Source organism: Streptomyces spiroverticillatus, from assembly GCA_014650415.1.
Lineage (GTDB): Bacteria > Actinomycetota > Actinomycetes > Streptomycetales > Streptomycetaceae > Streptomyces > Streptomyces spiroverticillatus.
Map to the genome: position 1 here is coordinate 334,665 of BMUX01000001.1, position 12,257 is coordinate 346,921.

Genomic DNA, 12,257 nt, shown 5'->3' on the forward strand with positions numbered 1-12,257 from the left:
TTCGAGCCGTCAGCCTCAAGTTCCTGGAGTGCTGCCGGAGCCGGAGGCCGCGCCGCGCGGGAAGGTGATTTCCACGCGGCGGTTCTTCTTGCGGCCCTCTTCGTTGGAGTTGTCCGCGATCGGGTAGTCCTCGCTGTAGCCGCGCACCTCGTAGGTGACGTTGGAGCCGAGCGTTTTGATCAGCTCGCGGTGGACCATGTCGGCCCGGTTCTTGGAGAGCTTGAGGCCGTGTTCGTAGGTGCCCAGGTTGTCCGTGAAGCCGAAGACGCGAATCTTGGTGGCGTTGTTCTTCTGGGCCTCCGCGGCGACGGCCTTGATGCGGGCTGCGGCTTCGGGCTGGAGTTTGTGGCTGTCCTTGGGGAAGAGGACTTCGGCTTGGAGGGCGAAGGTGACGTCGGTACTGGTGTCCGACCGACGCTCCTCACCACCCAGGTCTTCGACCACTGACTTGATGTCGACCACGCGAGCGGGGGCCAGCGTTCCGCCATCGGGAATCTTGAGCCCTGGCGCAGCCGGATCCACCTTAGGAGGGGGCTGAGAAGTTGTGCTGCCTGGCGGCTGACTGACCCCGGGAGTGGGATCTGCTTTCGCCGTCGACACGCCCAGAGTTCCCACGAGGGCAACTGCGGCAATTGCAGAAGAAGCGAGATGTACTGGCCTGCTTCGGAGGAACGCAATCGGCATGGCTACTGCCCCTCAGTAATCTCGATCGAGGCTGGCGGCATGTCTGCGATCTGGAAGTCGACCTTGTTGGAAGTAGTTGGGGGTGCCGGGAACTGCGCGAAAAAGGTCTTCTCTTCGTCCCTCTTGAACCCACCCGTGAACTTAGTGCAGAGGCAACGGCCATCCGTATCGCGCAGAACCAGGTACTTCTTCTTCCCTGTCTTGTCGACGAGAGAAGCACCTGCCATTGAGGCACCGTTGGTGTTCAGCTCCTTTTCGTCACCACTCCAGTCGTTGGGAACCCAAACACCAGGCCGCCCGTTCCTCACCTTGCCCGTAACCGTGACGAAGCCACCGGCATCACGAATTACCGAATTGATGGTGAGGCTGTGGTTCTGCCCCCCCTTAACCTCTGCCAGTACCGTGTCAGAAGCGGGAGTCTCAGGCTGGTTCTCCTTCGGCTTCTGGTCGGGCTGCTTCGCAGGCGCCGGGGTTGAAGAATTAGAAGATTGCGCGGGCTGCTGACCACCTGAATCACCGCCGCATCCGGCCACCGTGAAAGCCAAGCCAGTCGTGATCGCCGCTGCGGTCAGTGCCCTTCGGGCCTTCATGGTGTGCCGCATGCTCATCAACAGCTCTTCCTTTGCTCGTTGTTCGCTTGCTACTTGACCAGGTGGACATCGAAGAGATCTTGAGGTTCGGGCAGGGGACCCGGAAGATTCACGATCTTCTTCGGATCGATTTCCCAGATCGCACCGTCCTTGCAGTGGACGAACACCAACTTGGTGGGATCACTCTCCGGGCCGATGAAGCAGCGAGGCTTGATCACCGCAGTAGCTGACACCCTGGCGGTCCTGGTCTCAATGCCAGGAACAACCGAGTCACCACCCGTAAAACGAGTCTGAATCGTCACACCGCGCGCAGGAAAGCCGCCCTCACGCGTCAGCGTCGGCCCTCCGGTGAGGTCCGACTTGTTCTCGTTGGCAAGCGCCGCCGCGCCGCCCGCGCCGCTGGCGACCTCTCCTTGCCCCAACAGCCACAGCGGCCAGGTCACCGGATCGGTGATGTCGCGGAAGAAGTTCTCGGTGTACTCGTCCCGCGACTCCTGCGCTGCCGCAAGCGCCGCAGCGTCGGCAGCAGACTGGCCGCCACTGCGGGCAGAGGCGGCCTGGGCAAAGACGAAGAGCGCGAACGCGACAAAGAGCAGGATCCCCACCGACATGATGTAGATGGGGAATGCCTGCCCTCGGTCAAGCTGGGACCTAGCGACTGTCACCCGCCGCCAGTGATGTCCGCGACCGCCTGCTGAATCGCCTGCGAAATCGTGTTGTCCAACCCCAGCCCGTTCACCGCCACCACGATCAACGCGATGATCACCACCAGGCCCGCGTACTCCACCACGCTCGCGCCCCGGTCGGAACGCTCCTTCATCCTGCTGACGACCGTGTTCCGCCAGGTCGTGATCGCGAGCAATGCCTTTTCCATACGAAGCCCCTCCGGATGCACACGTCTCTCGGACAGAAACGCCACCCGCAGGTCCGGTCGGCGCCTTCTGTCCGGTCCCGCTTGCGACAACCGAAACGTATGCCCGAGCGACCCCCTCGGCAGAGGGCCCGTGGGCCCAACTGCGGGCCCAAAGGGCGGGTGGGGTCAGGGTCGGGCGTGACGTCGATTTCGTGGTCGGTTCAGGCACGGCCGATCACCCCTCCCCCGTTGCTGCCGTTGACGCTCCTTGTCGTGCCCATCCACATCGCGATCGCTTCGCTGCGGCTCGCGCTGTGCAGCTTTGCGAAGATTCGGTTGATGTGGTTCTTGACCGTCTTCTCGCTGATGAAGCAGGTGGCGGCGATTTGCTGGTTGTTCATGCCTGCGGCGATCAAGTCCATCACCTCCACCTCCCTCGAACTCAGCCCGAATTCCTGCCTGTTGACGTTAGACCATGACTGCCCAAAGGGAGAGGATGTCACGGAAGGTTGCATTTGCGAAGAGGGTGGTGCGGTTCCGGGTGAAGTCTGGACGTCTGGCCTCGGATCGGGCCGACTGGAGGGCTGAGGAGTCACGCTGCGGCCGGTGTACGGGACGCCCGTCCTGTACACCGAGCCGAGGCCCTCGGGGAGCGGGGGCGGCGTGGGCCCAGTGGAACCACCGTTGCGGAGGTGGGCGAGCAGGGCCGTCTGGGCCGAGCTGGTGAAGTAGGCGCGACCTTGGTTCAAGTCGTGGATCGCGGTGGCCAGTTGGTCGGCCGTGAACTCGCCGTGGACCACGTAGCCGCCCGCGCCCAGGCGCAGGGCTTCCTGGACGATCTCGCTTTCGCTGCTGTACGTCAGCATCAGGACCGGCGCGATCTTCACCAGGTGCGGGAGGGCGGAGATGCCGTCCACGCCCGGCATCCGGGCGTCCAGCAGGATCACGTCCGGGCGGAAGTGGTCCGCCAGGGCGAGGGCCTCTCGGCCGTCGGTGGCCTCGCCGACCACCTCCACGTCCTCCCGGGCGCCCAACAGTGCGGTGAGTCCGGCCCGTACGACCGGATTGTCGTCCGCGATCACGACACGCAGGACCGCCGGCGGGCCGAACGGGTCCGGGTGGGGGGACCGTTGGGGCTCCGCGTGCGAGTCCGGGTGGGGAGCGGGGGTCTGGAACGCCGCCGCCGGAGGGGGGACGGGTATCCCGTGCGGGGTCTGTTCCGAGCGGGGAACGACCGTGTGTGGCGAGGTGTGCTGCGACACGTGCGTGGAGGGTACGGAGTGCTGTCCTGCGGTGTGCCTGTAGGTGTTCTCGCGGTGTGCTTCCGGCATGGTGCGGCCTCCTCTCGGGAGTCTGGGGTGGGGATGGGGATGCGCTCGGTCAGGTCTGGGTTGGGGTCAGGGCGGAGAGCGGGAGTTCGAGGCGTACTTCCGTGCCGTTCTCGCTGCGGCCTCGGCCGATGCGGATGCGGGCGCCGATCGCGGCGGCGCGTTCCACCATGCCGACGAGGCCGAAGTGGCCCGCCCTGCGCAGGTCGTCCAGAGAGAGGCCCGGGGGCAGGCCCGTGCCGTCGTCCAGGACGCTCAGGCGGAGGAGGTCGTCGGAGGTGCCTGCCTCCACCGTGACGCGGGTGGCGTGGGCGTGGCGGTGGGCGTTCTCCATGGCTTCCGTGGCGATGGTGAGGAGCTGGCGGGCCACGGCGTGCGGGACGGGTGGGAGTGGGGCGCCGTCGGGGGTGGGGGCGAGTGTGGCGGGGATTCCCGTGCGGTGGGTGAAGTCGTCCGCGCGGGAGGTGAGTTCGGGGGTGATGTCGAGGCCGCCGTCGGTCTGGTCGTACGTGGTCTGGCGGCGGAGGTCCGAGAGGAGTTCGCGGGACTCGGCTGCGGCCTTGCGGGCCGAGCGGGCCACGACTCCGGCCTGGTGCTTCACCGTGAGGGGGTCCATGCGGTCGGCGGACTGGGCCAGACTGTCGGCGGCCAGGGCGACTCCGTGCAGGGTCTTGGCGACCGAGTCGTGCATCTCGCGGGCGAGGCGGGCGCGTTCGGTGCCGATGGCGTCGGTCACGGCGAGGCGGGCCTTCACCTCGGAGAGTGCCTGGGTGGCTTCGCCGAAGCGGAACATCAGGTTGCGGAGGGTGACTCCGACGGCGCCGGCGGCCACGCAGAAGCCGCAGATCAGGACCGTACCGGTGGGGCCTGTGAGGCGGGTGGCCCAGGCTCCGTACGCCAGGGACAGAAGCAGTATCTGGATCGCGGTGAAGATGCCCGCGCCGCGCCAGCCGTAGAGGAGGCCCGCCAGGAGGGGGGTGCAGACGGTGGCGTAGCCGAGGGCCGAGTCGGGGGACGCGGTGAGGAGGAGTACCGAGCCGAAGACGAAGTCGGCGGCCATCAGGGAGCGGTACTTGATGAGGAGGGGGGCGAAGGTCTCCCAGTCGCGGAGCATCGCGTAGGAGCCGACGCAGGTGACGATGACCGCTGCGCCGACGAGGGTGGTGCCGGTGGGGGTCTGGGCGCGGCTCAGGGCCAGGGGGGCGCCGATGGCGATCATCGCGAGGCGGAAGGCGAAGACCTGGCGGCACAGGGCCTGGAGGGCGTTGAGCTGGATGGGGAGGCTGGGGGCGGGGGCGTCATCGGCCAGGGCCGAGGCGGTGGGGGTCGGGGCCGAGTCCGCCAGGGTGGGTGCCGGGGTACGGCGGAGGGCGGCTGCGGTGCGGCGGAGCCAGGATGGGGGGCGGGGACCTTCGGGTGAGGCCGTGGCCGGGGTGGTGGCCGGGTGGGCCGGTGACGAGAGGGCCGGTGCCGGGGTGGGCCCGGATCGGGCGGGCCGCCCCCTTGCCCGCCCGTCCCGCCCCCGGGGGGCGGCCCCGCCGCCCAAGGGGACGGCGGAAAGGGGGGCGCCGCCCAAGGGGACGGGGGAGGTGGAAGGGGCGCCGCCCAAGGGGACGGCGGCAGAGAGGGCGTCACCCAAGGGGGCGGGAAGGGCGCCGCCCGAGGGGGCAGGGGCGGGAAGGGCGTCACCCAAAGGGGCGTGAAGGGCGTCGCCCGAGGGGGAGGCCGTGTCCGGAGGGGGCGCGTCGGTCTCCGGAGGGGCATGCTCCGGGAGCGGCGGCGTGTGGGGGGAGTCGAAGGGCATCCGGATCAGCCTCCGAAGATGGAGGAGAAGTCGGCGCCCGAGCCCAGGAACATGTTCGCCACGATCAGGATGAGCGTCGCCGGGACCATGAAGGTCAGCGTCACCACCGTCGTCTTCGGGATCGCCTTCGCCGCCCGGCGGCGGGAGTTCTGGGCGTCCGTGCGGCGCATGTCGTTGGCGATCTGGATGAGGGTGTCGGCGATGGGGGCACCGAGTTCCTCGCCCTGCTGGAGCGCGGTCACGAACTGGGAGACCTGTTCGGAGTCGTTGCGGCGGCGCAGCTCCTCGAAAGCGATGCGGCGGCTCACGCCCATGTCCATCTGGCGGAGCGTGATGCGGAGTTCGTCGGCCCAAGGGCCTTCGTACTTCTCGGCAACCCGGTCCAGCGCCTGGCGGAAGCCCAGCCCCGCGCTCACGACGACCGCGAGGACGTCCAGGAAGTCCGGGAGCGTGCGCTCGATGATCTCCTTCCGGGCGCGCATCGCCTGCCAGATCAGCGCGTCGGCGGCGAACCAGCCGTACAGCACGCAGAAGACGGCGAAGAGGGTGAAGCCGTTGATCAGGCAGAGGAAGCCCGTGAGGCCGCCGAACATTCCGTACGCCGCCCGCCGGGCCGCGTAGCGGTCGACCGTCAGGCCCCCGGGGTTGCCCGCCTTGTCGATCTTGCGGCGCTTCTTGTCGACCAGCGTCGGGCCCATCGTCCGCAGCACCGCCGGGGCGAACCGGATGCCGATGCGGTCGATCACCGAGTCCGTGGCCGAGACGCGGGAGGAGCCGACCTCCAGCGCCACCGCCAGGTCACCCGGGACCTTGGCCTCGGCGCGGTACATCCGTACACCCGCGAAGATTCCCGCGACGGCGAGGCCGAACGCGAGGGCGAGCAGCAGTCCGATCATGAGGTCTTCCCGGTCGGGGTCGTCAGGTTCATGGTGTGTGTGCCGCCCACCTCAGACTTCGATCTTGCCGAGTCGGCGCATCGCGACGAAGCCCAGTGCGTACAGGGCCACGGCGACGCCGACCACGATCTGTCCGATGGGGTTGCCGGTCATCTTCTCCATGGAGCCGGGGTTCATGGAGTTGAGCATGATCATGGCGCCGAGGCCGAGCAGCGGGACGGTGTAGGCCGTCGCGTTGACCTCGGAGAGCATCGTGCGGACCTCGCGCCGGGTCTCCTTGCGCTCTTCGAGGGTCTCGGTGAGGTTGCGCAGGGAGCCGACGACGGTGCCGCCCGCCTTGTTGGAGAGGACGAGGGTGGTGACGAGGACGACCAGCTCGCGGGAGGGCAGGCGTTCGGAGAGTTCACCGAGGGCGTCGTCGATGGTGCGGCCGACCGCCAACTGGCTTGCGACGGTTGCCAGTTCCTCGCCTGCGGGGGCTTCCAGTTCCTCGGCCGCCATACCCAGTGCGGTACGGAGGGCCAAGCCTGCGGCGGTGGCGTTGGCGAGGATGCGGGAGAGGTCCGGGAGCTGGTTGATGAACGCCTCGATGCGCTTCTGGCGCTGCCAGTTGAGGAAGGTGTGCGCCCCCCAGATCGCCACCAGGCCCGCGATCGGGCCGAAGAAGGGGGCGAGGACCGAGATCGCGATCAGCCAGAGCGCGGCGACGCCTCCGAGGACGTACACGAAGAACTCGCCGGGTGTCACGTCCAATCCCGTTGAGGCGATGCGGAGTTGGAGCTTCTTGCCGAGCGTGGTGCGGCGCAGGCGGCGGTCGATGCCACGGAAGTGGCGGCGGCGGCCCGTCTCGTGGCCGGCGGTGAGGGCGAGGCGGTTCTCCAGGGCGTTGCGCTGGGCCTTGCCCGAGGCGTACGTGTGCACGCCGACGACCGCCAGCAGGCAGGTCAGCAGGGTCGCACCCAGGGCGAGGAGCGCGTACTGCGTGAGGGTGGGGGGCGGTGCGGCGGCAGCCGCCAGGAGGTGGGGTGTCATGGCCGGGCCTCGATGGCTTGTCGTACGTAGAGGGAGTCGTTCAGGGGGTCGTCGCGGACGCCGAAGGCAGGCGGGAGCGGTTCGTTGGCGAGGTAGAGGCGCTCGGCGATGCGGCGCGGGAGCGGGAGGTGCTCGAAGTGGCCGTGGACCAGGCGGTCCGGGCTCATCGGCTGGGCCAGGAAGCGGGACACCGGGACGATCTGGAACTTCTCGCGGCCGTGGCTGACCAGGATCACGATCTCGGTGATCTTGCGGGAGCCGTCCGCCATGCGGCTGAGCTGCACGATCACGTCGACGGCGCTGTTGATCTGGTCCTTCAGGGCCTCGAAGGGGATTTCGACCTCGGACATCGAGCCGAGGGTCTGGAGGCGCATCAGGGCGTCCTCGGCGCTGTTGGAGTGGACGGTCGCGAGGGAGCCGTCGTGGCCGGTGGACATGGCCTGGAGCATGTCGAGCGTCTCGCCGCCTCGGGGAGTTGCGGACCAGGTCGCGGATGGTGATCTGGCCCTTGCCCTCGACGTTCGGGGGACGGGTTTCCAGGCGGATGACGTGGGCCTGCTGGAGCTGGAGCTCGGCCGCGTCCTCGACGGTGATGATGCGCTCGTGGTCGGGGATGAGGCCGGAGAGGGCGTTGAGGAGGGTCGTCTTCCCCGAGCCCGTACCGCCGGAGACGATCAGGTTGAAGCGGGCGCGGACGAAGGCGGAGAGCAGCATGAGCATGTTGTGGTCGAGCGTGCCCAGGTTGATCAGCTCGTCCAGGCGGTACGCCTTCGGGAAGCGGCGGATGGTGAGGGTCGCGCCCGTGAGGGAGAGCGGGGGGATGATCACGTTGACGCGCTCGCCGGAGGGGAGGCGGGCGTCGACCATCGGATTGGACTCGTCCACGCGGCGGTTGACGGTCGAGACGATGCGCTCGATGGTCTGCATCAGTTGCTCGTGGGAGGCGAAGCGCATGGGGAGTTGCTCGACGCGGCCCGCGCGCTCCACGAAGATCGAGTCGGGGCCGTTCACCATGATTTCGGTGATGGAGGCGTCTTCGAGGAGCGGTTCGAGCACGCCCAGGCCGAGGGCTTCGTCGACGACGCGGCGGATCAGCTGGGAGCGCTCGGAGGTGGAGAGGACCGGGCCCTCGCGGCTGATGATGTGGCCGAGGACGCGCTCCAGGCGGGCCCTTCGCTCGGCCGCCGCGAGGGAGGACATCTCGGCGAGGTCGATCTCTTCGAGCAGTTTCGCCCGGTAGGTGGCGACCAGGTGGCCGTCCTCCCGCCCCCCGCCGTGCTCCTCGGGGGCGGCGATGCGTTGCCGCAGGCTCATGGGGCTCCTTGGTACGGGTGCGTACGGGTGCGTGTGCGTGCTGGGGAGGGTTACGGGGTGGTGTCGTCGGCGGGCATCGAGACGGTGCGGGTGATGGGGCCGAAGGTGAAGCCGGGGATGATCGAGGGGACGGGGACGGTGGCGGTGGCCTGCACGATGTCGCCGCCTCCGCAGGTGACGTTGCCGCCTCGGGCGACGAGCCAGCCGCTCATCGCGGCGTTGCCCGCAGCGGTGCACTGGCCCCGGTAGTCCTCCTGGGACCCGATACGGGCTCCGGCGCGGGCTCCGGAACCGGCCTGGAGGGCCGCGTAGCCCGCGATGCCGAGTTGGATGGCGGCGAGGACGACGATGAGGAGGATCGGCAGGAAGCCGGTGAATTCGAGGCTGGCGACGCCCTTGTCGCCCTTGCCCTTGGTGGCGGGGGCGCGAGGGACTTGGGCGGCTCGGGCGGCTCGGGCGGCTCGGAAGCGTACGGAGATCATTTCTCGGCTCCTTCCAGGGCGGCCCCGGCCTTGCCCTCGGAGGACCAGTTGAAGGCGTTCGCGCCGGGGAAGAGGACCGGGACGTTCAACTTCACGGTGGCCTTGTAGAGGTTGCCTTCCGCGCCGCAGTGGGATTCGGTGACGGCCCACGCGCCGGGGAGCCGGGACCGTATGGCTGCCTCGCACTCCGCAACGCCGCTGCCGCCCGCCCCGTACGCCGCCGTCCCCTTCCGCGCCCCCTCGTCCGCCGCGTTCCCCGCGAGCGAGAAGGTGTACCCCCAGACCACCGCCTGCCACATCAGCACCATGACCAGCAGGATCAGCGGGAACATCCCGGCGAGTTCGGCGGAGATGGCGCCCTTGTCGCCCCGGCGGCTGCGGCCGACCAGGCCCCGGTCGCCGCGGGCCCGGCCGCCACGGCCGCCGGAGGCGTTCTCCTGGGTCTTGACCAGGCCCAGCTCCCCCGCCAGCGCCCAGATCGCCTGCTTGACCGTGCTGCGCGCCTCCAGGTCCTGGAGGCGGCCGGCGTCGGCGGCGGACTGGAGTTCCTTGTAGTTGGAGGGGACGGAGCTGCGGGCGATCTTCGTGCCGGTGATCTTCTCGACCAGGGGCGGCTGGATCTCGGTGTTGCGGGTGAGGCGGTTGACGACGGTGGTGGTCTCCTCCGCCTTGCGGATCTGGAGCCGGTCCCAGAGGCGGACCATGCGCTTGGCGGCGCGTACGGCGATGACGTCCGGGGTGACGACCAGGACGGCCTGGTCGGCCATCTCGATCGCAGCCGCGTTGGCGCTGTTCATCTGCGTACCGCAGTCGACGACGACGATCTCGTACCGGTTGCGCAGGGCGCTGACGACCTGGCGGGCGACGCGGTCGGTGACCTCTTCGCCGCGCTCGCCGTCCACGGGGGCGAGGAGCAGGCCGAGGCCGGTGGCGTGCGTGTACAGGGCGTCCTGCAGCACGCGCGGGGTGATGTCGGAGATCCCCGCGAGGTCGGCTATCGAGCGGCGGAACTGGACGTCCAGGTACGAGGCCAGGTCCCCGGACTGGAGGTCCAGGTCGACCAGCGCGACCGTACGGCCGGAGGCCTTGGCGGCGAGGGCGAGCTGGACGGAGATCAGGGTGGTGCCCATGCCGCCCTTGGCTCCGGTGACGGTGACGACGGTCCCGCCGGGGCCGCTGAACACGTCGGCCCCGGCCCCCAGGTGGCGGCGTACGCCGACCGACCACGAGGCCGCGTTCTGCACCCGCCCCGCCAACTCCTCGTAACTGAGCGGCAGTCCGATCATGCCCCGGGCGCCGGAGTCCATCGCGGCGGTGAAGAGCTGCGGGCTGGTGTCGGCGGAGATCAGGACGACGCCCACTGCCGGGAAGCGGAGGGCGACCTCGCGGATGACCTCCAGGGCGGGGACGGGGCCGATCCGCTCGTGGACGAGGACCACCTCGGGGAGTTCGTCCAGCGACTCCTGCGCGAGGCGGGCGAGCGTGTCGAGCAGCGACGTCGAGTCGGGCGCGGGCGAGGCGGGTTCCGCGTCCGGCAGTTGGCTGAGCAGGGTGATGATGGCGCGGGCGGCGTCCGGGTCGCCCACCGCCGGGAGGATACGCGTCGTCATGCGGCCGTCCTCACTCTTGGTCCACACGTCACTGCTGGTGCGAGGGGTGGTGCGGTCCGCACCAAGGTGCGGGTTGTGCGGGTACGGGTCGTACGGGTACGGGTCGAGCCGGTCGTGCGGGTACGGGTCGAGCCGGTCCTGCGCGTGCCGGTGCGGGTCGTGCGAGTGCCCGTGTCGGGCGTACGGGCACGGGTGGTGCCGATCCCGGTGCCCGTGCCAGGTGCACCGGCCTGGGTGGTGCCGGTCCTGCGGGTGCCCGTGCTGGGTGCACCGGTGCGGGTGGTTCCGGTCGTGCGCACGCCCGTGCGGGTCGTACGGGTACGGATGGTGCGGGTCGTGCGGGTGCCCGTGCCGGGCGCACAGGTACGGGTGGTGCCGGTCCAGCGGGTACCCGCGCCGGGTGAACCAGCACGGGTGGTGCCGGTCGTGCGGGTGCCCGTGCCGGGCGCACAGGTACGGGTGGTGCCGGTCGGGCGCACACCCGCGCCCGGCGCACAGGTACGGGTCGCACCGGCCCAGCGGCTACCCGCGCCGAGCGCACCACCGCAGGCGCGGGCCGTACGGGTTCGGGCCGCCCCCGGGACACGCACCCCCGCTGGGACACGCACCCCCTCTGGGGCACGGGCCACCCCCGGGATTCGGGCCACCCCCGGGATCCGGGCCGCCCCCGGGATTCGGGCAGCCCCCGGGATTCGGGCCACCCCCGGGGTACGGGCCGCCCCCGGAACACAAGGCGCACCCGAGGTGCAGACCGCAGCCGCCCGCGCCCCCGGCGCGGCAAGCGCGACCGGGGCCGGGGCCGCGACCGGGGCCGGAAGCAGGGGCAGCGGCAGGAGCCGGGGCCGGGACGTCACGTCCGGTCTCCGGGGAGGTCGAAGATGCGGTCGCGCGGCGTGATGTTCGGGTCGCTGCCGTCGGGGATGCGGGCCAGGCGGACATGGACGGCGAAGGACTCCGCGTACGCGATGCGCTGCGCGTCCCGCGTGCTCAGCGCGAAGGTGATCGGGACGGCGTCCTTCATCTTCCGGTTGCGGTCCTTCGCGTCCGGCTCCAGCGGGGTGATCTTGCCGACGTCGATGACCCGCGCGCCCGAGACGATGACCCAGGACTCCTCCTGCTTGTGCTTCGGGTCCAGCTTCTTGTCGGACTCGAAGGTCGCGTACACGTTCACCTTGGAACCAGGAGTGATCTTGCCCGCGACGCCCGTCTCCGCGTCGATCATGATGGCGATCTCCTGCTCCCCCGGCTGGAGTTCGGGCCGCTTGACCAGCATGTCCGTCTGGAGCAGCGAGCCCTTCTTCAGCTGGGTGACGGCGATCTTGCCGCGGATCTCGGAGATGTCGGTGACCGCGTTCTCCGAGAGCCAGCGCTTGGGCATCGACACCCGGTCGAACTGCGCCGTCGACAGCGCCTTGTACGGCGCGACGTCCGACTTCAGGCGGTACGCGGTCACCTCCGGGCCGACCTTCGAATTCACGTCGCGGATCACCGTCAGCACTCCGACGAACGCGCCGACCGCGCACAGGACGGAGAGGATCAGCAGGATGATGCCGCGGCGCTGCCGTGAGTTCATGGTGCGAGCTACCTCGATCGGATTACGTCGTGCGTCGGAACGGAACCGTGCGAGTCGTGCAGACGAACAAGGGCCTGAAGCCTGAGAAGAA

11 protein-coding genes and 1 pseudogene are annotated in these 12,257 nt (G+C 69.5%); all 12 read right to left on the reverse strand.

What is annotated here, in order from left to right:
- Positions 1–15: 15 nt before the first annotated feature.
- The 12 genes and pseudogenes from IE269_RS01555 to cpaB all read right to left on the reverse strand — a co-directional run bounded on the left by IE269_RS01555 (position 16) and on the right by cpaB (position 12,166).
- Positions 16–684 carry an OmpA family protein gene (locus IE269_RS01555; RefSeq protein WP_189820829.1) on the reverse strand — a complete coding sequence of 223 codons (669 nt, stop codon included), beginning with the start codon at positions 682–684 and terminating at the stop codon, positions 16–18.
- Between the two features lie 2 nt (positions 685–686).
- Positions 687–1,292, reverse strand: coding sequence for a hypothetical protein (locus IE269_RS01560; RefSeq protein ID WP_189820830.1), 606 nt, complete (start codon positions 1,290–1,292; stop codon positions 687–689).
- 32 nt (positions 1,293–1,324) lie between these two features.
- Positions 1,325–1,939: a pilus assembly protein TadG-related protein gene (locus tag IE269_RS01565; protein ID WP_268253580.1), complete on the reverse strand. Its 615-nt coding sequence runs from the start codon at positions 1,937–1,939 to the stop codon at positions 1,325–1,327.
- Complete coding sequence (locus IE269_RS01570) at positions 1,936–2,148, reverse strand: hypothetical protein (RefSeq protein WP_189820832.1); 213 nt, start codon at positions 2,146–2,148, stop codon at positions 1,936–1,938. Before IE269_RS01570 ends, IE269_RS01565 begins: the two co-directional genes overlap by 4 nt.
- A 200-nt stretch (positions 2,149–2,348) precedes the next feature.
- Positions 2,349–3,458, reverse strand: coding sequence for a response regulator transcription factor (locus IE269_RS01575; protein WP_189820833.1), 1,110 nt, complete (start codon positions 3,456–3,458; stop codon positions 2,349–2,351).
- A 49-nt stretch (positions 3,459–3,507) separates the two neighbouring features.
- Complete coding sequence (locus tag IE269_RS01580) at positions 3,508–5,031, reverse strand: sensor histidine kinase (RefSeq protein WP_438817516.1); 1,524 nt, start codon at positions 5,029–5,031, stop codon at positions 3,508–3,510.
- Between the two features lie 233 nt (positions 5,032–5,264).
- Positions 5,265–6,155 (reverse strand): DUF5936 domain-containing protein, encoded by an 891-nt coding sequence (locus IE269_RS01585; protein WP_189820834.1) that lies wholly within the window; start codon positions 6,153–6,155, stop codon positions 5,265–5,267.
- Between the two features lie 51 nt (positions 6,156–6,206).
- Positions 6,207–7,187, reverse strand: coding sequence for a type II secretion system F family protein (locus IE269_RS01590; protein ID WP_189820835.1), 981 nt, complete (start codon positions 7,185–7,187; stop codon positions 6,207–6,209).
- Positions 7,184–8,501, reverse strand: a pseudogene (locus tag IE269_RS01595) (CpaF family protein). Before IE269_RS01595 ends, IE269_RS01590 begins: the two are co-directional and overlap by 4 nt.
- 50 nt (positions 8,502–8,551) lie before the next feature.
- Complete coding sequence (locus IE269_RS01600; RefSeq protein ID WP_189820836.1) at positions 8,552–8,983, reverse strand: TadE/TadG family type IV pilus assembly protein; 432 nt, start codon at positions 8,981–8,983, stop codon at positions 8,552–8,554.
- The gene (locus IE269_RS01605; protein ID WP_189820837.1) at positions 8,980–10,593 is read right to left on the reverse strand and encodes a CpaE/TadZ family protein; all 1,614 of its coding nucleotides are present in this window, start codon (positions 10,591–10,593) and stop codon (positions 8,980–8,982) included. The genes IE269_RS01600 and IE269_RS01605 overlap by 4 nt, the downstream gene beginning before the upstream one ends.
- A gap of 850 nt (positions 10,594–11,443) precedes the next feature.
- On the reverse strand, positions 11,444–12,166 hold the full coding sequence (cpaB, locus tag IE269_RS01610) for a Flp pilus assembly protein CpaB (RefSeq protein ID WP_189820838.1): 723 nt from the start codon (positions 12,164–12,166) through the stop codon (positions 11,444–11,446).
- Positions 12,167–12,257: the final 91 nt, after the last annotated feature.

Coding starts and splice junctions, on each gene's coding strand:
- IE269_RS01555 (WP_189820829.1), bottom strand. CDS start 684: ATGCCGATTGCGTTCCTCCGAAGCAGGCCAGTACATCTCGCTTCTTCT.
- IE269_RS01560 (WP_189820830.1), bottom strand. CDS start 1,292: ATGAGCATGCGGCACACCATGAAGGCCCGAAGGGCACTGACCGCAGCG.
- IE269_RS01570 (WP_189820832.1), bottom strand. CDS start 2,148: ATGGAAAAGGCATTGCTCGCGATCACGACCTGGCGGAACACGGTCGTC.
- IE269_RS01575 (WP_189820833.1), bottom strand. CDS start 3,458: ATGCCGGAAGCACACCGCGAGAACACCTACAGGCACACCGCAGGACAG.
- IE269_RS01585 (WP_189820834.1), bottom strand. CDS start 6,155: ATGATCGGACTGCTGCTCGCCCTCGCGTTCGGCCTCGCCGTCGCGGGA.
- IE269_RS01590 (WP_189820835.1), bottom strand. CDS start 7,187: ATGACACCCCACCTCCTGGCGGCTGCCGCCGCACCGCCCCCCACCCTC.
- IE269_RS01600 (WP_189820836.1), bottom strand. CDS start 8,983: ATGATCTCCGTACGCTTCCGAGCCGCCCGAGCCGCCCGAGCCGCCCAA.
- IE269_RS01605 (WP_189820837.1), bottom strand. CDS start 10,593: ATGACGACGCGTATCCTCCCGGCGGTGGGCGACCCGGACGCCGCCCGC.
- cpaB (WP_189820838.1), bottom strand. CDS start 12,166: ATGAACTCACGGCAGCGCCGCGGCATCATCCTGCTGATCCTCTCCGTC.